At 63.1% G+C, this 19,153-nt stretch carries 17 protein-coding genes; 6 read left to right on the top strand and 11 right to left on the bottom strand.

Going from position 1 to position 19,153, the window contains the following annotated elements:
- The first annotated feature begins 25 nt into the window (after positions 1–25).
- Positions 26–994, top strand: a complete 969-nt coding sequence (locus tag PAQ31011_RS02035; RefSeq protein WP_150574249.1) for a 2-hydroxyacid dehydrogenase — start codon at positions 26–28, stop codon at positions 992–994.
- A gap of 158 nt (positions 995–1,152) precedes the next feature.
- Here the strand turns inward: PAQ31011_RS02035 and PAQ31011_RS02040 are convergent, their stop codons facing one another.
- The 3 genes from PAQ31011_RS02040 to PAQ31011_RS02050 form a co-directional block, all read right to left on the bottom strand.
- Entirely contained in the window at positions 1,153–2,958 is a 1,806-nt protein-coding gene (locus PAQ31011_RS02040; protein WP_150574250.1) for an LVIVD repeat-containing protein, read from the bottom strand.
- Positions 2,959–3,055: 97 nt separating this feature from the next.
- Positions 3,056–4,105 carry a porin gene (locus PAQ31011_RS02045; RefSeq protein WP_150574251.1) on the bottom strand — a complete coding sequence of 350 codons (1,050 nt, stop codon included), beginning with the start codon at positions 4,103–4,105 and terminating at the stop codon, positions 3,056–3,058.
- Between the two features lie 292 nt (positions 4,106–4,397).
- Positions 4,398–4,865, bottom strand: a complete 468-nt coding sequence (locus PAQ31011_RS02050) for a VOC family protein (RefSeq protein ID WP_224786775.1) — start codon at positions 4,863–4,865, stop codon at positions 4,398–4,400.
- A 262-nt stretch (positions 4,866–5,127) separates the two neighbouring features.
- Here PAQ31011_RS02050 and PAQ31011_RS02055 point away from each other — a divergent pair, with 262 nt between their 5' ends.
- The 5 genes from PAQ31011_RS02055 (at position 5,128) to PAQ31011_RS02075 (ending at position 9,713) form a co-directional block, all read left to right on the top strand.
- Positions 5,128–5,781, top strand: a complete 654-nt coding sequence (locus PAQ31011_RS02055) for a GntR family transcriptional regulator (RefSeq protein WP_150574252.1) — start codon at positions 5,128–5,130, stop codon at positions 5,779–5,781.
- Positions 5,782–6,080: 299 nt separating this feature from the next.
- Positions 6,081–6,584 (top strand): inclusion body family protein, encoded by a 504-nt coding sequence (locus PAQ31011_RS02060; protein ID WP_039398209.1) that lies wholly within the window; start codon positions 6,081–6,083, stop codon positions 6,582–6,584.
- Between the two features lie 101 nt (positions 6,585–6,685).
- Complete coding sequence (locus tag PAQ31011_RS02065) at positions 6,686–7,219, top strand: AidA/PixA family protein (protein WP_174989876.1); 534 nt, start codon at positions 6,686–6,688, stop codon at positions 7,217–7,219.
- 243 nt (positions 7,220–7,462) lie between these two features.
- A complete protein-coding gene (locus tag PAQ31011_RS02070; RefSeq protein ID WP_150574254.1) occupies positions 7,463–8,698 on the top strand; it encodes an amidohydrolase family protein in 1,236 nt (411 codons plus the stop codon).
- A 175-nt stretch (positions 8,699–8,873) separates the two neighbouring features.
- Positions 8,874–9,713 (top strand): bifunctional allantoicase/(S)-ureidoglycine aminohydrolase, encoded by an 840-nt coding sequence (locus PAQ31011_RS02075; protein WP_150574255.1) that lies wholly within the window; start codon positions 8,874–8,876, stop codon positions 9,711–9,713.
- A 37-nt stretch (positions 9,714–9,750) separates the two neighbouring features.
- On the opposite strand, the gene PAQ31011_RS02080 is transcribed toward PAQ31011_RS02075, so the two are convergent.
- From PAQ31011_RS02080 to PAQ31011_RS02115, 8 genes are all read right to left on the bottom strand, one after another.
- Positions 9,751–10,641: a LysR substrate-binding domain-containing protein gene (locus PAQ31011_RS02080; protein WP_150574256.1), complete on the bottom strand. Its 891-nt coding sequence runs from the start codon at positions 10,639–10,641 to the stop codon at positions 9,751–9,753.
- Between the two features lie 128 nt (positions 10,642–10,769).
- Positions 10,770–12,320 carry a gamma-glutamyltransferase family protein gene (locus tag PAQ31011_RS02085; RefSeq protein ID WP_425495080.1) on the bottom strand — a complete coding sequence of 517 codons (1,551 nt, stop codon included), beginning with the start codon at positions 12,318–12,320 and terminating at the stop codon, positions 10,770–10,772.
- 357 nt (positions 12,321–12,677) lie between these two features.
- Positions 12,678–13,214, bottom strand: a complete 537-nt coding sequence (locus PAQ31011_RS02090) for a DUF1097 domain-containing protein (protein WP_039398196.1) — start codon at positions 13,212–13,214, stop codon at positions 12,678–12,680.
- A 28-nt stretch (positions 13,215–13,242) separates the two neighbouring features.
- Complete coding sequence (locus tag PAQ31011_RS02095; RefSeq protein WP_150574257.1) at positions 13,243–14,514, bottom strand: amidohydrolase family protein; 1,272 nt, start codon at positions 14,512–14,514, stop codon at positions 13,243–13,245.
- A gap of 279 nt (positions 14,515–14,793) precedes the next feature.
- Positions 14,794–15,438, bottom strand: a complete 645-nt coding sequence (locus PAQ31011_RS02100) for a response regulator (protein ID WP_150574258.1) — start codon at positions 15,436–15,438, stop codon at positions 14,794–14,796.
- Positions 15,429–16,529: a PAS domain-containing sensor histidine kinase gene (locus tag PAQ31011_RS02105; RefSeq protein ID WP_246179293.1), complete on the bottom strand. Its 1,101-nt coding sequence runs from the start codon at positions 16,527–16,529 to the stop codon at positions 15,429–15,431. The genes PAQ31011_RS02100 and PAQ31011_RS02105 overlap by 10 nt, the downstream gene beginning before the upstream one ends.
- A 240-nt stretch (positions 16,530–16,769) precedes the next feature.
- Positions 16,770–17,498: an aspartate/glutamate racemase family protein gene (locus PAQ31011_RS02110; protein WP_150574259.1), complete on the bottom strand. Its 729-nt coding sequence runs from the start codon at positions 17,496–17,498 to the stop codon at positions 16,770–16,772.
- 69 nt (positions 17,499–17,567) lie between these two features.
- Entirely contained in the window at positions 17,568–19,112 is a 1,545-nt protein-coding gene (locus tag PAQ31011_RS02115) for an NCS1 family nucleobase:cation symporter-1 (protein ID WP_150574260.1), read from the bottom strand.
- Positions 19,113–19,153: the final 41 nt, after the last annotated feature.

Below are 19,153 nucleotides of genomic sequence, written 5' to 3' on the forward strand. Positions count from 1 at the left end.
CATCTCGTCGAGACGATTAAGACCCATGAACGACACGCCGCTGCTGCTCAATCTCATCCCGCTCGAACCCCTCGCCCGCGCGCAATTGCTTGCTGCCGGATTGCGTTTGCACGACCTCGACGCGAGCCAACTTTGCAACGCTGGCGACCCCGTCACGCCGCACGTTCGGCTCGCGCTGACCAACGGCACGACTGGCCTCACGGCGGCGCAAATGGATGCGCTACCGCAACTCGAACTCGTCTGCGCCTTCGGTGCGGGCTTTGAAAACATCGACGTGGCCGCGGCGACGCAGCGCGGCATCGCCGTAGCCCACGCGCCGAACACGAACGGCGAGACCGTCGCCGATCACGCGCTCGCGCTGATGCTTGCCAGCGCACGCGGGCTCGTCACGCTCGACCGCGCGGTGAAAGCCGGCGGCTGGGCGAAACATCGCGCACCGCGTCCCACGCTGAGCGGCGCACGACTCGGCATCGTCGGCCTCGGCAACATCGGACAAGCCATCGCAACACGCGCAGAAGCCTTCGGCATGACCATCGGCTATCACACGCGCACGGCGCGCACGGACTGTCGCTGGCAGCACTTCGACGACATCGGCACACTGGCCGACATGAGCGACTTCCTCGTACTCGCTTGTCCCGGCGGCCCGGCCACGCATCACCTCGTGAACACCGACGTGCTGGCACGTCTGGGCGCACACGGCTTTCTCATCAATGTGGCCCGAGGCAGCGTGGTCGACACCGTGGCACTCATCGAAGCGCTATGCGATGGCGTAATCGCCGGTGCCGCGCTCGACGTCTTCGAAACCGAACCCGAGGTGCCTTCCGCCCTGCGCATGCTTGAGAACGTGGTGCTGACACCGCATATCTCAGGCCGCTCTCCCGCCGCACAGCAAGCACAGATCGACTTGCTGCTGGCCAACGTACGCGCCCATCTCGCTGGCACGCCGCTCCCGGCCGCCGTCAACTCCGTCGGACATCGCAACGCGTCGAAATAAGAAAGAAGCAAAAAAAGAAGCGGGCAACCGGGAGACCATCGGAGGTTGCCCGCTTCAACACTTCACGCTTTGGAGGCCCTGTGAAGTCGGCGGTGACGGCACGAACCTATGCATCCGGTCGCGCCGTCCTTGACGTCGAATCGTTCGATAGTCGTTCGTTAGCGTGCCGGGTACGGCTTCGCCGGCGCACCCATCACCGGCTCACCCAGCAACGGGCTCGACAGCGCGTAGGCACCGTTCTCGGTGAAGGCCCACATGATGTTGCGGTCGTACTCGGTGTACATCGCAAACACGCCCTTACCCAGCGTGTAGACCGGCAGTTCCGTCTCGTCGGCCAGACCCGGCACGAAGTAACCGGCGATGCGCGGCTTGGTCGGATCCTTCACGTCGAAAATCTGCACGCCCGCGTTGTAGAACGAGTACGGCACGATGCCCTGACGCCACGTGCCAGGCTGACCGATGGAGTTCGAACGCTTGGGACCGTAGTTGCCGCCACGCTGACAGAAGCTGGTGAACGGCGCGCCTTCCGGCACTTCCGGCTCGGGCAGCTTGCCGGCCACTTTCATCTTCGCGGGATTACGCGCGTCGACGACGAAGATGTCCTTGTACGGCTCGTAGCAGTCGCGATTCATCGGGTAGCCGCTGGTGAGCACGTAACCGGTGCGCTCGTACTGGCTGACGTCGGCGTTGTCGTACTCCGTACCGGCGAAGCTCGGTGCCGTGTTCACGTTGCCCACGACCTTCGGATGTGCCGGATCGCTCAGGTCGAACGACCACAGTCCGAGACCCCCCATCGCGCCGAAGCCCACCTTGCCACCCTGCTCCAGCGGCTTGGGCAGGAAGATCGGCATACGCGAGCCCATCCACGACGTACGGTTGCCAGCGCGCGGGTTTTGCAGATAGGCCTGCTCATGCTCCTCGTTGCCGAGAATCTGGCCCGGCACGGAAATCTGCGAGATGAACTTCGGATTCGCGGGGTCCGACATATCCCACACCTGGTAACCCGGCGAGTAGAGATAGTTCGGATATTCCGTGAGTGCGTAGCTGTCGTCCGGCGCGGACGAGAGAATCATGTACTTGCCGCCGTAGAACTCCGGCGAGTCGAGCGAACCCGAACCCTGCTGCTGGCCGACGGGCGCATTCGGATGCTTGTAGTCGGTCGTGCGCGTGGCGATCAGCTTCCAGTCGGACGGCAGCGGGCCATCCATCACGAAGACCTTGAAGCCCTTGAGCGAGTTGTAATTGCGTTGCGCCGCCACCTTGTCCGGTTGCTTCGACTTGTCCTGCATCAGTCCATAGCGGCCAATTTCGAACGACGCGACGAGGATCGGCTTGCCCAGCTTCTTGTTCCACACGATGGTGGCACCGCCGAGGTAGTCCTGTACGTTGTTGGCGTCGAACTTCTCGCTCGATCCCTTCGGACCCCACACGCCGCCCTTCGAATAGACGACCTTGCCGTTGGCCGGATCGGTCACGTCCATGATGCGCAGATAGTCGCGGTCGTGGATGTACAGATAGCGCTTGCCGTTGAAGTCGGCGATGTTGTTCCATGCGTGGAACGGCGAATCGACGCCCGGATAGAACGCCAGCACCTTCACGTTCTTCGAATAGCTCTTCTTGTCCCACGTGGTCAGTTCGCCGGGGAAGCGCTGGCCCGTGTGAATTTCGGGCGACGCCTTCGGCCAGATGAACTTGCCGGTGGCCGGGTCCATCCCATAGTCGACGCCTGCCTTGAGCGGCTTCGGTTCGCGATCCGGCGTGAGGCGCAACCATCCGGCCAGATACGGGTCCTTGACGTTCGGCGTGCCGGGCGTGCCCGATGGATTCTCTGCGGCGGCCGGCTGTGCGACCGGCGCGCTCTCAGGGGCCGAAGCGTGCGCGGCGAGCGTCATCGTGAGCGCCGCGAGCACTGCCGTGGCTGTCAACATGGCGGGGGCTGCACCGCGTGTCTGCATGCGAAACATGTCTTCCTCCTTCGTCTCAAAAGTCTTCTCGCCGGCGCTGTGAACGACCCTCGCCGGCGGCGTATTACTGAAAAGCGGATGGCGTATGACGTCTGCGTCAGAACGCGTGACGAATACCGAACTGCACGCCCGACGGGTTCTGCGTGCCGGTCGGCGTCACCTGGAACGTCACCGGGTAATGAACCGTCGTGTCGTTGCTGTGCTGCACGCGAGCGTAGGTCGCGTAAAGCGTGGTGCGCTTGGACAAGCCGTACATGTAGCCGACGACGAAGCCGTTGGCGTTGGAGAGCGCCTTGTTGTCGTCGTCCTGACGGTGGACAAAGCTCGCGTAGAAGCGATGGCGGTCGGTAAGCGCATAACGCACGCCTGCCTGAATGTCCCAGCCGCGCACGTTGAAGGCGACGTACGGGGGATAGGCGTAGTAACCGTTGTACGTGTGATAGATCAGGGTCGGCTCGACGCTGCCGAATTTGTACGTCGCCGCGAAGTAGTTGTCGCGCGACGAACGGATCTGGCTCGACGAATAGATGTCACGCGTGTATTGCAACTCGCTGACCGCACCGAGGAAAATGCCGCCCTGGCGATATTCGAGTGCAGCGGAGTAGAAGCGGCCGGAGCGTGTGCCGTCGCCCACACCGGTCGTCGCCATGAAGCGCGCGTTCAGGCCGTACCAGGTCGGCGTCTTGTACTGGATGGAGTTGTCGACGCGATACGACGCGTAGAAGAACTCCATGTTGTTGACCATACTGAAGTCGGCCGCCCAGCTCGGATCGGCATAACCCGCGATCCAGTACGACGGCGTGAACTGACGGCCCAGCGACAGATCGCCCCACGGCCCCTTGATCCCGACGAACGATTGACGCGCCTGCGCCGATTGTGTGCCGTTGTTGGCCGAGAACATCGGCTCGTACGTGAAGAACGCGCGGTTTCCGCCACCGAGTTCTTCATAGCCGCTCAGGTTGAATCGCGAGTTGTTCAGCCCACCACTGGACATTCTCGTGACCTTGCCGCCATTTGCGCCCGACCCCCACAGCTGCTCCATGTTCAGGTCGATAAACCCCGAGAGCGTGACACCCCCGGAAGCCTGCGCATACGCACCGCCCTGCATTGCACCCAGCAGCAATGCACACAACACTCGCTTCTTCATGCTGTCTCCTGATGTTTCTCGTTTTATTTGCGACGCCTCCCCTGTTTAACTGCCGGGATGTCTGCCGCTCGCCCGTTGTATGTATACAATCTTTCGATGGATTATACATATCAAAGAAATTGAATTTCTACTGCTATTTGCTTATACAAACGGGCTATTTTTTTATAGCGGGTTACCCCTTAGGACTTCGGATGATGAATCGCCGCCGAGACACCAGGCGCGATGCACGCGAGGTGGCCGGCGGCGATTTGAGGCACTAACGTGGGGAATATCGAGATGCGCAGCGCGCGGATCAAAGTCCGCTGCGGTCGGCCTGGAGGCCTTCGTGGCGCAGCTTCGGTGCGTTGTCGTTACCCGTGCCGTCTTTCGAAGCGCCGCCCCAGCCGTGCGCGGTGACGTCGAAGATCACGCCGTTCGGGTCGAAGAATTTGACCTCGTAGAAGATGTTGCTCTTCACCGGCACTTCGCCCATGTAGTAGCGCCCACCGGCCGCTTCGATCTTCGCGCGCGTGGCGGCTACGTCTTCCACCCAGATCCCGATGTGATGCAGGCCGACGAACTCGCGTCCGCGATCGCCTGCCGCCTCGTCGTTCTTATAGTTGAGCAGCGCAAGATTGATGACGCCGTCCGAGAGGTAGACGCCTCGGGCGAGCGAGGAGTCCGTCTCCCCGACCTTCTTGAAATCGAATGCCTGCATATAGAACTCGGCCGCCTTCCAGGGGTCCGGCACGGAAAGCGCAATGTGACGCAGTTTGGCCATGATGAATGTCTCCTTCGGATTGAGGTGATAGGCCTCGCCGGCTCCTCCGGCGAATGGCTTATGTATACTATCTCAGCACATTGCATTCAAAAACGTATTTTTGAATGCACGTCGAGCTTCCCATCGTTCCGAAAATCGATCAGACCCCGTCCCTTATGGCGTTGCGCCCTTTTTACACGAGAACATGAGGAAAAATACTCGTATAATCCGCATGTATACAATCCGACCCAAACGACGCATCTACGGAGCGAGATAAACCAGCATGGCCGAAACCATTGCCGCACGGATCTGCCGCGTATTGACGGGCGAAATCATCGACGGCCGGCTGCCCCCCGGTCAGAAGCTTGAAGAAGTCGTGCTGGCCGAGCGCTTCAAGGCGTCGCGCACGCCCATTCGCGAAGCGCTGCGCGAGCTGAACGCCCGCGGCCTCATCGAACTCACGCCGCACAAGGGGGGGGTCGTCGCAAGCATCAGCGTCGACGACCTGTCCGACATGCTCGAAGCGATGTGCGAACTCGATGCGCTTTGCTGCCGACTGAGTGCACAGCGCATGAGCGCCATGCAGAAGAAACAACTGGAGATGATTCACGTCCAGAGCAAGCAATGCATGGACGCGGGCGACGAAGCCGGATATCTCGCGCTCAACCGCGAGTTCCACCAGTTGCTGAGCGCTGGCACGCAGAACAAGACGCTGATGGCCCTGATCGACAGCCATCGAGAACGGCTCGCCCCGTTCCGGGCGGCGCAGTCCGACGTCGAAGAGCGTTTCACCGTGTCGTTCGACGAACACGACCGCGTGGTGGAAGCCGTGCTGGCCGCCGATGCCGAAGCGGCCTATAACGCAATGCGCAGCCACACGGCACGCCTGAGCATCCACGTACTCGAACGTCTGCAACACAGCCGCAAGGACGACTGATCTCGCGCGCGCACCACCCGTCGCCCGCACCCAGCCCATGCCCGCCCCGCGCGCATGGGCTTTTCTTTTGTCTGTCCCCTTCCAATTCGTCGATTGGTCAGCGCCCGGGCCGCAAGTGCCAATCCAGACGCGACGCCGCTTCGCGCGGAGGTGTCACTAATAGTGCGCATCCGTCGCGAGGTTGAACATCCGCCACCGCTGCCTACCCTCCACAACAGAAACGCTCCGTCGTTTCGTCAATTCGGCGCCGTCGTCGTTCTCATCGACGGCATTCAATTCAGCCTTTCGTGGAGACTCACATGTCGCAAATTACCGATGTGCTGGTAAGCATCGACACCAAGACCATCGTCGACCGGTACGGCAAGAATTCCAGCATGGCGAATCCGCCGGTCATCGACTTCAAGCACGTTTTCATGATCGTGACGCAGGGCAATGTGGTCAGTGGGCAGGCCGGCGGCGAACTGGACGTCGCGGCCACGGTCGGCGATGTCATCCGGTGGCGCGAATGCTCGCTCTCGCTGGGTTTCGAACAGTCGTGCATCTTCTACAAGTTCGTGGGCAATCAGGGCAACGAGCTGATCTCTCCGCCCTCCCCGCGCGAGGCCGAGGTCACGATCCCCGTGCCGAACCCGCCGGACCCGACCAAACCGAAGAAGCAATCCTGCTCGAACTACTTCTGGTCGAGCGAGACGCTCAAGACCGGACGCGTCACCTACCACTTCCAGTTCATGATTCTCGACCGTAGCGGCAATGTCTGCGGCTGCTATCAGTGGGATCCGTTCATCACCATTCGCAACCATTGAGTCGCCACGTCATCATGCCGGTCCGCCATTTGTTGTGCGTCTTTAGCGCTTTATGGCGCGCAACGAGTGGCGGTCGTCGCGGCCCACAGCAAGGAGCCTCCATGTCCGAAGCGAAGCCCTGCGGCGATACCGGGGACGATGCCCGCAGCGCCGCCGGCACCGACGTCTTGCTCGTGGTCGATACGGTGACGCTACTCGACCGCGCATCCGTGAGTGACGGGAAGCCCCAGTCCGCCCCGGACGATGCTTACTACGCACTGGCGCCGAACGCCGAAGCGTTGAGCGGTACCCACGGCGCAAAATGGGTCATCGATGCGCAACCCGGCACCCGGCTGAAGCTGCGCTGGACACCGCTCGCGATGCGCGGCGAACACGCGGCGTTACTGCAATTCGTGCTCGCCGACGAAGCCACCTTGGGACGAGCGAGCCTGCACGTCGAAAGCCACGCCTCGCGGTACGCGCCTCAATCGGGAAAGCCCGAGGAACCTGTTGCGCGCGAAGCGCCGGACGCCTACTGGGCGGCGGAGGTGATCGCCCGTGGGACAGCCGACGTCAATGTCGAGGCCACGGTGACCGACCGCGACGCCAACGTCCTCGGGCGCTTCATTTTGTCGCTGCAAATCGTCGTGCCGTGATGCGTTCGCCTGTCGCCCATCGCGCAGTGCAGCACCTCCGCCAACTATTTAGAAATTGAATGGCATGCATTTTGATATTTAATTTGTCGATGCTGGATCGGTTCGCTATCTTGTAAGTCTTACCCCGCAGTTTCACCCCCCACGAGACCCCGCAGCGCAGCTGCACCCCTCCACACGACCGGTTGACATGACGCGTTGTGAGGCAGCGCCAGCGAGGCCCCGGGCAGCATAGAGGCGTTTCCAATGACTCACCGCGTTTTCGTCGGCGCCGTCGGTGCCGACGGCAACCCCATCACCCTCGCTGTGCGCGACGGACGTTTCACCTACGTCGGCGCGCCCGAGTCGTACACCCCCGACGCCACCGGCGCACAGATCATCGATCTGCAAGGCAAGCTCGTGCTGCCCGGTTTCGTCGACGGCCACATCCATCTCGACAAGAGCTTCGTCGGCGATCGCTGGCGGCCGCACCGCCCTGCGGCGACCCTGCGCGAGCGCCTTGCGGCCGAGAAGCAGGAAATCGCCGCCGCAGCGCCAATGGCTCAGCGTGCCGACACGCTGATGCGTCAGACGGTGTCGTTCGGCACCGTCGCCATGCGCTGTCACGTGGACGTCGACGCCAGCACCGGCCTCACGCACCTGAACGAAGTCCTGGCTATGCGCGAAAAATGGCGTGAATGGCTGGATATCGAACTCGTCGCCTTCCCGCAAGCCGGTGTGATGACGTGCCCCGGCACGGTCGAAGTCCTGGAAGACGCCGTTCGCGCCGGTGTGCAGGTCGTGGGCGGCATCGACCCGACCACGCTCGATGGCGACCCGCACGGGCAATTGAGCGCGATCTTCGGCATCGCCGAGAAGCACGGCACGAAGATCGACATCCATCTGCACGAACCGGGCGACATCGGTCTGGCGCAGTTGCACCGCATTGCGGCGCGCACGCAAGCGGCCGGTTTGCAGGGACGTGTTTCCGTCAGCCACGCCTACGGTCTGGGTGACATCGGCCCCGAGGAACTCGACACCATCGCCCGTGCCCTGGCCGACGCAGACGTCTCGATCATGACCAACGCGCCGGGCGACCGCGCTTTCCCGCCGATTCTGCGCTTGCGCGAAGCCGGGGTGCGCGTCTTCACGGGCAACGACAACATTCAGGACAGCTGGTGGCCTTACGGCAACGGCGACATGCTGCAACGGGCGATGCTCATCGGCTATCGCTCGGGTTTCTATACGGATGAAGATCTGCACGTCGCACTGGACATGGCGACGACGGCGGCGGCGGCCGTGATCGGCAAAGCCGACTACGGCCTGCACGCGGGCAACGAAGCCAGCTTCGTCGTCTTCGAGGCACCGAACGCGGCCGCCGCAGTCGCGGCCGCACCGGCGGCCCGCGCAGTGATTCGTCACGGACATTACTGGGGCGGCCCAGCGCAACTCGCGCTCGACCCCGCCCTGCTCAAGGACACAGCAGGGACCACCCCGACCTGACTGTCATGCGCGACGCTGCCGCCTGCGCGAGGCGACGGCGTCGCATGCGTTCGTCGCACCGAGGTGAAGCGATCCGTGCGCGCCCCCAAGCGTGGATCGAGAACCAGGAACCCGGCGGCGGACGATGGGGAGAAAAAACAGAACGATGCATCGGAAACATCAGGAGCTAACAAGCATGTCGAAGACTACGTATTACGCGCCGCACGGCGGGCATCCGGCTCAGACGGAACTGCTCACCGACCGCGCCATGTTCACCGAAGCCTACGCCGTCATCCCGAAAGGCGTGATGCGCGACATCGTGACCAGCCACCTCCCGTTCTGGGACAACACGCGTCTGTGGGTGTTGGCACGTCCGCTCTCGGGTTTTGCCGAGACGTTCGCGCAGTACATCATGGAAGTGGGTGCCGGCGGCGGTAGCGACAAGCCCGAGCAGGACGACAAGGCCGAAGGCGTGCTGTTCGTCGTGGAAGGCGAAATCACCGTGACGATTCAGGGCAAGGCGAACACGCTCACTCCTGGCGGCTACGCGTTCATTCCGCCCGCGACCGACTGGCAACTGCGCAACAACAGCCAGAGCACCGCGCGCTTTCACTGGGTCCGCAAGCACTATCAGGCCGTGGAAGGTCTGCCGTATCCGGAACCGTTCGTGAAGAACGAGCAGGACGTCGAGCCGATCGCGATGCCGGGCACCGAAGGCCGCTGGGTGACCACGCGCTTCGTCGACATTCAGGACATGCGTCACGACATGCACGTCAACATCGTGACGTTCCAGCCGGGCGGCGTCATTCCGTTCGCGGAAACGCACGTGATGGAGCACGGCCTGTATGTGCTCGAAGGCAAGGCCGTCTACCGTCTGAATCAGGACTGGGTGGAAGTCGAAGCCGGTGACTTCATGTGGTTGCGTGCGTTCTGCCCGCAGGCCTGCTACGCCGGCGGCCCCGGTCCGTTCCGCTACCTGCTGTACAAAGACGTCAACCGTCACATGAATCTGACGCTGGGCGCTCAGCCGAAGTAAGCGGCGTTCATTCGTCGTTCAGCCGCGTGCGCCGTGATCACTTCGACGCACGCGGTTTCGATTCCAGCATCCCGACAAGCACCTTGGCGAGCGCGACCACCATCGGGTCGGCCGTCGGCCGGTGAAAGATCGCCAGCTCGAACGAGTCGACGACAGGCAGTCCCTGCGCACGACCGAGCACCACATGCCCCGGCAGCACCGCGCGCGGCGGCACCAGACTGATCCCCATGCCATCGGCCACGGCGCCCTGAATGCCGCTCAGACTCGAACTGGTGAAGCTGATGCGCCAGTTACGCCCCATCGCTTCGAGCGCATTGATCATGTCGTCGCGATACAGCCCACGCGTGGGGAACGTCACGAGCGGGACCGGATCGAGACCGAACGACGGATGCTTCGCGCTATCGATCCACGCGAGCTTTTCCGGGCTGCTCGCCACCGACTCGCGACTGTTGCGGCGCTGCTTGACCAGCACCAGGTCCAGTTCGCCGTGATCGTAACTGCCTAGCAAATCGCGACTCAGGCCACTCGTGACTTCGAGTTTGACCTGCGGATACTGACGATTGAAACGGGCAAGCACCTGCGTCGTCGCGCCCGTCGCAAAATCCTCCGGCACACCGAGGCGCACCGTCACGGCCACCACCGCCCCCGAGAGTGCCTCGAACATCTGATCGTTGAGCGCGAGCATCTGGCGCGCGTAGCCGAGCAACAGTTCGCCCGCGTCGGTCGCGTGCACCTCGCGATTGCCCCGGTCGAGCAACTTGTGGCCGACCATGTCCTCCAGGCGCTTCACCTTTTGACTGACGGTGGACTGCGTCGAATGCAGACGGGCGGCCGCCGTCGTGAAGCTGCCGCAATCGGCCACCATGATGATCGAGCGCAAGAGGTCCAGATCGAACAGCGGTCGATTCGATTTCGCACTGCCAGCCATGTCTCGTATTTATTTTTGCGATGAATGGCTGAACTTGTATCACGCGCGACGAACGCCCGGCAACTGGGGTTTTCGGCGGTGCCAGCGCCACGATGACTACCGGCACCGCGTCGTGCTTGTCGCGTGGGTCAGACGCCCAGCGCGCGTCCGTCGCTACGCGGATCGTGTGCGCCGCTCATCTGGCCTTGCGGGCCGATGCGAATCGCGCCGGGGTGCCCGGCCAGTTGGCTTTGCGGCGGCAACGGGCTCATCTCGTGCCCACGCGCGGCGAGCGCAGTGAAGACGCCCGGCCCCGCATCCTGCTCCAGCTTGAGACTGTCGCGCGAATCCGAGAACGTCTTGCCCAGCAGGAAGCGCGGACGCTTCAATGCCGTCAACGGGTCCATGTCGTAGTCGATGAGGCGGGTGAGCACCGCCGCAAGCGTCTGCGGCTGCCCGTCGGCACCCTGCGTGCCGTAGAGCAATTGCGGACGTCCACCCTTCAGGTACATACCGGGATTGAGCGTATGGAACGGGCGCTTGCCGCCACGCAGTACATTGGGACTCGTCGGGTCCATGCTGAACGACGCACCGCGGTTATGCCACAGCACACCGGTGTCACCCAGCACCACACCACTGCCCCAGTCGAAGTAGACGGTTTGCAGCATGCTCACGCAGTTGCCCTGACTGTCGGCCGCACCGATGTACACGGTGTCGCCCGTCTTGAAGACGTGCGGCCACGGCATCGCGCGGTCCATGCGAATGCTGCGCGCATGGGCGTCGAGATTCGCACTGGACAGCAGACGATCCACGGGCACGTCGACGAAATCCGGATCGGCCACGTAGCGGTTGCGGTCGAGAAACGCGAGCTTCACCGCTTCGACCAGCACGTGATAGTAGTCGGCGCTGCCCTCCGGCATCGACTTCAGATCGAAGCGATTGAGGATGCCCATGATCTCAAGCGTCGTCACGCCTTGCGTCGGCGGACGCAGCCCGAGCAACTCGCCGTCCCGATATGCCACGCGCAATGGCACTTCCTCACGCGCCTGCGCACGCGACAGATCGCTCGCGCGCAATGGCGAGCCCACCTTCTTCAGGCCGGCGGCGATGCGTCCGGCCAGATCGCCTTCATAGAATTCACGGCCGCCATGGGTGGCGATGCTGTCGAGACTTCGCGCCAGTGCAGGCTGATGAAAGCGCTCGCCGGCCTGCGGGATGCGGCCGTTCGGCATGAAAGTCGACGAGAAGCCCTCCCAACCAGACAACTCGTTGGCACGGAACGTCTGCCAGAAGTGCTGCGACGGCGTTACGGGAAAGCCGTTCGCGGCGTACTCGGTCGCACGCGAAAAGAGCGACGGCCACGATTGCTGACCGCCCCACTGCGTGCGACTCAATTCGAATGCCTTGTCCCAGATGGCGACGGTCGCGGCTGTCGTCAGCGTCGCACCGGGGCCGCGCACAGGAATCGTGCTGCCGTACTCGGGTGGCTGCGCGGCGGCCTGACCAATGCCCGAGAGCGTGCGCACGTTGCCGTCACGATCGCTGATGACCATGAAGGCGTCACCGCCCAGGCCGGTGAAATGCGGATACGTCACGCTCAGCACCGCACCGATGGCAATTGCGGCTTCGATGGCGTTCCCGCCCGCGCGCAGCACTTCCAGCCCCGCTTCGCTTGCCAGCTCATGCGGACTGGTCACCATGCCGCGCGACGATTGCGCGAGACGTCCATCCGGCTTCGTGTTCGTCTCGGCTTTGGCCGTCACCGAGGGTGCGGCCGCTACGGCTTCGGCGGCTTCCACTGCCGAGAGCGGCAGAACGGCACTGCCGGCCAGCGCCGCCGTGCCCATCAGAAAGTGGCGACGCGCGTTGCTGCCGGTCGCGTCGCCGCTGGTAGACGGCGTCGATTGAGGTGGTGTCGGAGTGAGGCCATTGGCCAGTTTTGGTGCGAACGTCATGCCGTCTCCCTTGGGGATGTCATTGGAAGGCGAAGCGCACCCGACACTGGCAGCGCTTCGCCCTTACATCGCTAGATCGTCAAATCGTCGATGGATTGGCGCTCAGACTTCTGCCTTCCAGCCCTTCCAGTTGCGCTGATGCGAGACTTCCGGGGCGGAGTAGCGCTCCTTGACCCAGGCGTAGACCGGACCGAGGGCGTTCATCGCCACGGCGGCGGCCAATGCGGCCAACGGGTCCTGAGCCACTGGGCCGAAGCCGCCGAACAGCGTCGCGAAGTAAGTCGCAAAGCCGAAGAACATGCCCGGAATGAAGTTCAGGCCGGGGAAGAAGCGCGCCAGCGCCATCATCGAACCGTTGCCTGCGAACAGAATCACCATCTCCGCGACCACCAGCGTGTTGCCGCTGAATTGCGTGGCGGCCTGCTTGAAGCCCAGCACGATCAGGAACGCGAAGAACGATCCGATCGGTAGCGTCGCCCAGATGCGTTTGAGGTTCACCAGCGTCGGGCCGCCCATGGCGAAGGTGGCCGCCCAACTGATGAAGATCGCCCATGGCGGCAGATGCAACGGCAGCATCGCAATCGGGATGGTGGTGACAGCAAGTAGTGAGGCAACGACTTCCGCAGGCAGCTTCTTCATGATTGTCTCCTTGAGTTTTATAAGAACTTCATTGCGCACAACAACATGAATGCCGGTGAATCTCGCAGCTGTGCTGCGTCACGACCGTAATGCGGCCGCGTTTGATGACCCACAGACGTGGCGGGATATCGAGCAGCGCGTCGGCCACCCGGAACGTATCGAGAATGATCAGATCGGCCTGCTTGCCCACGGCGATGCCGTAGTCGTGCGAGAGCCCGATGGCACGCGCAGCGTTATGCGTGCCCATGTCCAGAATCGCCTGCTGATGCTCGGGCACACCGAACTGCGCCACATGCGCGAGCAGATTCCCGATCTGCAACATGTCGGCCTTGCCGAACGGCGTGAACGCGTTGCGCACGTTGTTCGACGAATACGCGACGTTCACGCCCGCGCTGTGCAACGCCTTCACAGGCGTGAGACCACGACGCTGGTTCTGCGCATCCTTGCGTCCGCCGAGATACAGATCCGTCGCAGGCAACGTGACGATGCTGATGCCCGCCAACCGGATCTGCTCGATCACCGGGGCGAGTTCGTCGTTGTCGAGTGCGCCCAGACTGGTCACGTGGCCGAGGGACACCCGTCCCTGATAGCCCGTGTCGATGGTCCGCTGTGCGATGTAGGAAATCGCCGCGAAGCGCTGATCGCTGGTGTCGTCCGCAAAGTCCGCGTGCATGTCGATGGGCGCATCGAAGCGCTGCGCCAGCTCGAAGACGATGTCGATGTGGCGCTTCGTGTCTTCCCAGTTCAATTCGTTGTACGGGCAACCGCCCACGACATCCGCGCCCATGCGCAGCGCGTCGATCATCAGTTCATAGGTGCCCTTCGACTTGAGAATGCCCTCCTGCGGGAACGCCACGATCTGCAGGTCGAGCAGGCTGTCGTATTCGTCCTTGAGCGTGAGCAGCGTTTCCACGCCGATGAGGCCCTGAATCAGGTCGACGTCGGGGTGCGCACGCACGGCGACGGTGCCGTTCTTGACCGCCATGTCGAGCACCTGACGCGAGCGGTCGAGCACGTCTTCGCGCTCCTGCTTGCTCTTAAGGATGCCGGTCACGCGGATGGCCTCGTCGAGCGTGCCGAAGCGCGCGGGCAGACGACGGTGCAGCAACGCCTTGTCGAGATGCAGGTGCGCTTCGACGAGGCCGGGAATCGCGGCCCGGCCCTGCGCGTCGATCTGCTCATCGGCGCTGGCATCGATGCCCGGCTCTATCGCGGCGATGCGTCCGCCCTTGATGGCGATATCCACGAGCGGCGCGTCGTCGCGAATGCACACGTTGTTGATCAGCAGGTCCACATGCATGGTTCGGGTCTCCTTACGTCACGAAAAGCACTTGCGAACGGCGTCGCAGAGTGAGGTTGATGGACTTGGCCGGAATGCGTGGAATGCGAGCGATGCATCGGCGGCCGGGGTGGCAAAGGTTCTGAAAGGCTTGAACCAAGATTAGAAGAGCGCCCGAGTACGGGGCATCGGGATTTGCTGGTTTTCGTCTAAGAATTTCCCTAGACGCGGTGCAGCAATCAAAACGTGGGGAAGGGTTTGACCGGACAGAAGGTCCGGTCAGGGGAATCCTGCGCCTGATCAGGCGTCGGTACCGGCAACGATCAGGCCGTGTTCGATGGCGTAATGCACGAGCCCCGCCGTCGAGGGAATGTCCATCTTGGTGAGGATGTTGGCCTTGTGCGTGCTGACGGTCTTGGCCGACAGCGACAGGCAGCGCGCGATGTCGTTGATGCCGTTGCCCTCGACCAGCATCTGGAAAATCTGAAACTCGCGCGCCGTCAGACGCGTATGCGGCAGCGCCTCGGCCGGTTGCTGCAACTGACGCACGAGCTTATCGGCCACCAGCGGCGAGACGACCGTGCCGCCGCGCGCCACACGCCTGATCGCGCTCATCAATTGCTCGGACTCGGCGTTCTTCGTGAGATAACCCGATGCACCTGCGCGTATGGCCTGCACGGCGTACTGCGACTCGCGATACATGCTGAGCACCAGTATCGGCAGCGACGGATAGCTCGCCTTGATCTGAGCAATGAGCGCGATGCCGCTCTTGCCTGGCATCGACATATCGAGCAACAGCACGTCGACAGTGGTCAGGCGCAGTCGCTTCAGGACATCTTCGCCATCCACCGCCTCGGACACGACGGCCATGTCGGGGGCCATCGAAATGATCTTTTTCAGACCGTCGCGAATGATCGCGTGGTCGTCGGCAATCATCACACGCATGGCCACCCCGCGTCGTGAGTCGCCGGAATCGTCGAAGCGTGCGTGGCAGGCCGCGCCGGAATCCGTACGACAATGCGCGTGCCCTGCCCCGGTGCGCTTTCGATGTCGAAGGCACCGCCCAGCATCAGCGCCCGCTCGCGCATGCCCATCAGGCCAAGCCGCTGGCCGTGCCCGGCGCGCGACGGGTCCATGCCTCGGCCATCGTCGCTGATGCACACGTGGCAGTGACCGTCGCGCAATTCAAGCGTCACGCGGACTTGCGTCGGTTGCCCGTGCCGGCTCGCGTTCGTGAGCGACTCCTGCACGATGCGGAAGATGGCCGTGCTGCACTCGCTGTCGAGACACGCCGTCACCGCTTCGGGCATCACCAGCTCGCATGGCAAGCCGTGACGCTGCGCAAACGATTCCGTGAGCCATTCCAGCGCAGCATGCAGCCCGAGTTCGTCGAGCACCGCCGGGCGCAGGTCTGCCGCAATGCGATGCACGGCGTCAATGGTCTCGTCGACCAACGCCTTGAGCATCTGGATCTGGGCGGACTGGTCGGCTGCTGGCAGGTCCGGTTGCGTCTCCAGATAGTTCAGACCGAGACGCAGGCCGCCCAGCCACTGGCCGAGTTCGTCATGCAACTCTCGCGACAGGCGCGTGCGTTCGGCTTCACGCACGGTTTGCAGATACGCAGAAAGTTGACGCAGTTGTGCACGCGAATCGAGCAACGCCATCTCGGAGCGCTTGCGGTCAGTGATATCGCGTGAGATGCCGACGGTGCCGACGATGCGTCCGTGTGCATCGCGCACGGGCATCTTGACGGTGTCGAACCAGCGCGGTGCGCCGTCCGCGCCGGGGCGGCTCTCTTCGTAGCGACGCCGCACGCCGCTCGCGACGACAGCACGGTCGGTGGCGAGGTACACACGTCCCCACTCCGAGGACCAGACCTTGTCCGGCGTGCTGCCAATGATGTCAGCCTCGGTGCGCCCGCATGCGGCCATGAAGGCGTCGTTGACGAGGATGTAGCGCGACTCGGTGTCCTTGAGCCACGCCTGATCCGGGATGTTGTTCAGAATCGCCCGGTGCAGTTCGCCATGCGTCTCCACTGCGTCTCCTTGCCGTACCGATGAAATGGCGCGGTGCAGCACAGTCAGAGGCTTGCAAACAAGGCGTGAGCCTTGCCAGAGGTACGCCATGACGTCGGCACCGGTCCGCAACCAATATAGCCAGACCGGCGCGCGGGCGCGCCTCTAGTTTTCCCGCATATCGGCATGCTGCGGCGTTTCATGATTATTTCTGATGGTTGCCGCAGCGTGCCGCGAGCGACAGGCAGGTGTCGTCCCCCTTCAGCCGAACAGCGCCTGCGGCCAGCCGACGATCTGCTTGCGGCGCGGCGGCGCATACGTGCGCACCTTCGACGTGCTCAGGCCGAGCCGCACCAGCGACTCCGCGAGGGCGACGGCCGCGGACACGCCGTCGACGACCGGCACGCCCGTGCGCTCGCGAATCTTCGCATCGAGCCCCGCCATCCCGCCGCATCCGAGGCAGATGACTTCGGCATGATCGTCGCGCACGGCGATCTCCGCCTGTGCGACAACCGCCTCGATGGCGCGCTGCGGATCGCGCTCCAGCTCCAGCACCGGCATGCCGCTCGCACGCACCGAGGCACAACGGGCGTCGAGTCCCGCCAGCTTCAGGCGATCTTCGATGAGCGGCACCGTACGATCGAGCGTTGTGACGACCGAGTATCGGTGACCGAGCAACATCGCCATACTCGCGGCGGCTTCGGTAATGTCGACGACGGGCACGTGCAGCAACTCCTGCAAACCTTCGCGTCCGTGTTCGCCGTAACCGGCCTGAATCACGGCGTCGTACGGCTCGTCGTAACTCATCACGCGCTGCATCACGGCAATCGCCGCGAGATAGCTTTCGAAATTGCCTTCGACGGATTCCGCACCGAAGTGCGGCGTGAGTCCGACGATTTCCGTGCCCGGCGACGCGCTCGCACGTGCATGGTGCGCGATGGCGTCGGTTATCGCGGCCGTCGTGTTGACGTTCACGACAAGGATCTTCATAAACACTCCAGAAGAGATGAATGCAGAGGTAAGACTCGCCTGCGCTACCGGCGCAGCGCAGGCGGGGGATCAGTGTGCGGCGCTGTCGACGGCGAAGTGCTCGCCCGAGCAGTCTTCGAACGCGCGGCGACGGTCCGAGATTGCGTAGTACATGCCACCGGCAATGCCTGCACCGAGCAGCCAGGAGAACGGCGTGAGTGCACTGAACGCAGGGACGAGCGCCGCCATGACCGCCACCAGCGCCGAGGGCACCAGCGCAATCACCGCCTTCGGGTTCACGCCGCGCACATAGTGGTAAGTGCCGTCGCGCAGTTCGCTGTACAGATGCGGCACGTGCACGCACGTCTTGCGAAGCAGCCAGTAGTCCACGGTAATGATGCCGTAGAGCGGTCCGAGCAACGCCCCGAGACCGGACAGGAAGTACACGATCACGATGGGGCTGTTATAGAGATTCCACGGCAGGATGACGACGGCAATCGTGGCGCTGATCAGACCTGCACGTCGGAACGTCAGCCGGTGCGGTGCGAGGCTCGTGAGCACGAACGCCGGGGCGACGAAGTTCGCCATGATGTTGACGGCGACCGTCACCACGAGGAATGCGAGGCAGCCGAGCACGAGGAACGTCTTGTCGGGAATCGTGGCGATGATCTCCGTCGGGCTGTGGATGATCTGACCGTTCAGGCTGAACTGTGCACCGGCGAGCACGAAGCTGATCACCGCGAAGATCAGAATGTTGACGGGCAGCCCCCAGAAGTTGCCGGTACGAATGACCTTGCGGCTGGGCGAAGCCCGCGTGAAATCGCAGAAATTCAGCACCAGCGTGCCGTAGATAGCGAGCCATAACGCGCCGCCCGCGAAGACCTTCGTCCACATCGCGACACCGGTGAGCGGCGTGCCGACCGACATGGCGATATGCCCGCCGGCACGGTGGTACATCCACACCGCAAGACTCGTGACGGTGACGAGAATGATCGGGCCCGCGAACGCTTCGTACTTGCGCACCATCTCCATGCCGTACGCGAGGATCGCGAGTTGCACGAGCCAGATGGCGATGAAGCTGATCCAGCCGAGCGTCGACAGACCGAGCATGCTGTTGTGATCGAAGGCGTCCACCGCAGGCCACACAGCCACGAGCAACACGCGCAGCACGACCGACGCGAGATACGTCTGAATGCCGAACCACGCAATCGCGATGACGGCACGCACGATGGCAGGAATCTGCGCACCAAAAACACCGAAGCTCATACGGCTGATGACGGGGAAAGGCACGCCCGTCTTCTGGCCCATGTAGCCCGTCAGGTTCATGAAGACGTAGACGAGTGCCGCGCCGATGCCGAGCGACGCGAGCATCTGCCAGCCCGTCAAACCCAGCGCAAAGAGTCCGATAGCGAAGGAATAGTTGGCGATGTTGTGCACATCGTTGGTCCACAGCGCAAAGATGCTATAGCGGCCCCAGCGCCGTCCTTCGGACTTTGTCGGGGCCAGATCGGCGTTGTGCAAGCGCGGGCTGAGTCCGTGCGTTGCATGATGCGCCTGATGCGCGGGAGTTTGGGCATGAGCATGCCCGGTCGTGGGCATACCGCCCAGGACCTCGTTCGAAACGTCCAATTGCATCCGCATTGTCTCCTTGATTGAAGCAAGGGCGACCTGACCAT

The organism is Pandoraea aquatica (genome assembly GCF_902459565.1).
Taxonomy (GTDB): domain Bacteria; phylum Pseudomonadota; class Gammaproteobacteria; order Burkholderiales; family Burkholderiaceae; genus Pandoraea; species Pandoraea aquatica.

Coding starts and splice junctions, on each gene's coding strand:
- PAQ31011_RS02035 (WP_150574249.1), top strand. CDS start 26: ATGAACGACACGCCGCTGCTGCTCAATCTCATCCCGCTCGAACCCCTC.
- PAQ31011_RS02040 (WP_150574250.1), bottom strand. CDS start 2,958: ATGTTTCGCATGCAGACACGCGGTGCAGCCCCCGCCATGTTGACAGCC.
- PAQ31011_RS02045 (WP_150574251.1), bottom strand. CDS start 4,105: ATGAAGAAGCGAGTGTTGTGTGCATTGCTGCTGGGTGCAATGCAGGGC.
- PAQ31011_RS02050 (WP_224786775.1), bottom strand. CDS start 4,865: ATGGCCAAACTGCGTCACATTGCGCTTTCCGTGCCGGACCCCTGGAAG.
- PAQ31011_RS02055 (WP_150574252.1), top strand. CDS start 5,128: ATGGCCGAAACCATTGCCGCACGGATCTGCCGCGTATTGACGGGCGAA.
- PAQ31011_RS02060 (WP_039398209.1), top strand. CDS start 6,081: ATGTCGCAAATTACCGATGTGCTGGTAAGCATCGACACCAAGACCATC.
- PAQ31011_RS02065 (WP_174989876.1), top strand. CDS start 6,686: ATGTCCGAAGCGAAGCCCTGCGGCGATACCGGGGACGATGCCCGCAGC.
- PAQ31011_RS02070 (WP_150574254.1), top strand. CDS start 7,463: ATGACTCACCGCGTTTTCGTCGGCGCCGTCGGTGCCGACGGCAACCCC.
- PAQ31011_RS02075 (WP_150574255.1), top strand. CDS start 8,874: ATGTCGAAGACTACGTATTACGCGCCGCACGGCGGGCATCCGGCTCAG.
- PAQ31011_RS02080 (WP_150574256.1), bottom strand. CDS start 10,641: ATGGCTGGCAGTGCGAAATCGAATCGACCGCTGTTCGATCTGGACCTC.
- PAQ31011_RS02085 (WP_425495080.1), bottom strand. CDS start 12,320: ATGGTGACCAGTCCGCATGAGCTGGCAAGCGAAGCGGGGCTGGAAGTG.
- PAQ31011_RS02090 (WP_039398196.1), bottom strand. CDS start 13,214: ATGAAGAAGCTGCCTGCGGAAGTCGTTGCCTCACTACTTGCTGTCACC.
- PAQ31011_RS02095 (WP_150574257.1), bottom strand. CDS start 14,514: ATGCATGTGGACCTGCTGATCAACAACGTGTGCATTCGCGACGACGCG.
- PAQ31011_RS02100 (WP_150574258.1), bottom strand. CDS start 15,438: ATGCGTGTGATGATTGCCGACGACCACGCGATCATTCGCGACGGTCTG.
- PAQ31011_RS02110 (WP_150574259.1), bottom strand. CDS start 17,498: ATGAAGATCCTTGTCGTGAACGTCAACACGACGGCCGCGATAACCGAC.
- PAQ31011_RS02115 (WP_150574260.1), bottom strand. CDS start 19,112: ATGCAATTGGACGTTTCGAACGAGGTCCTGGGCGGTATGCCCACGACC.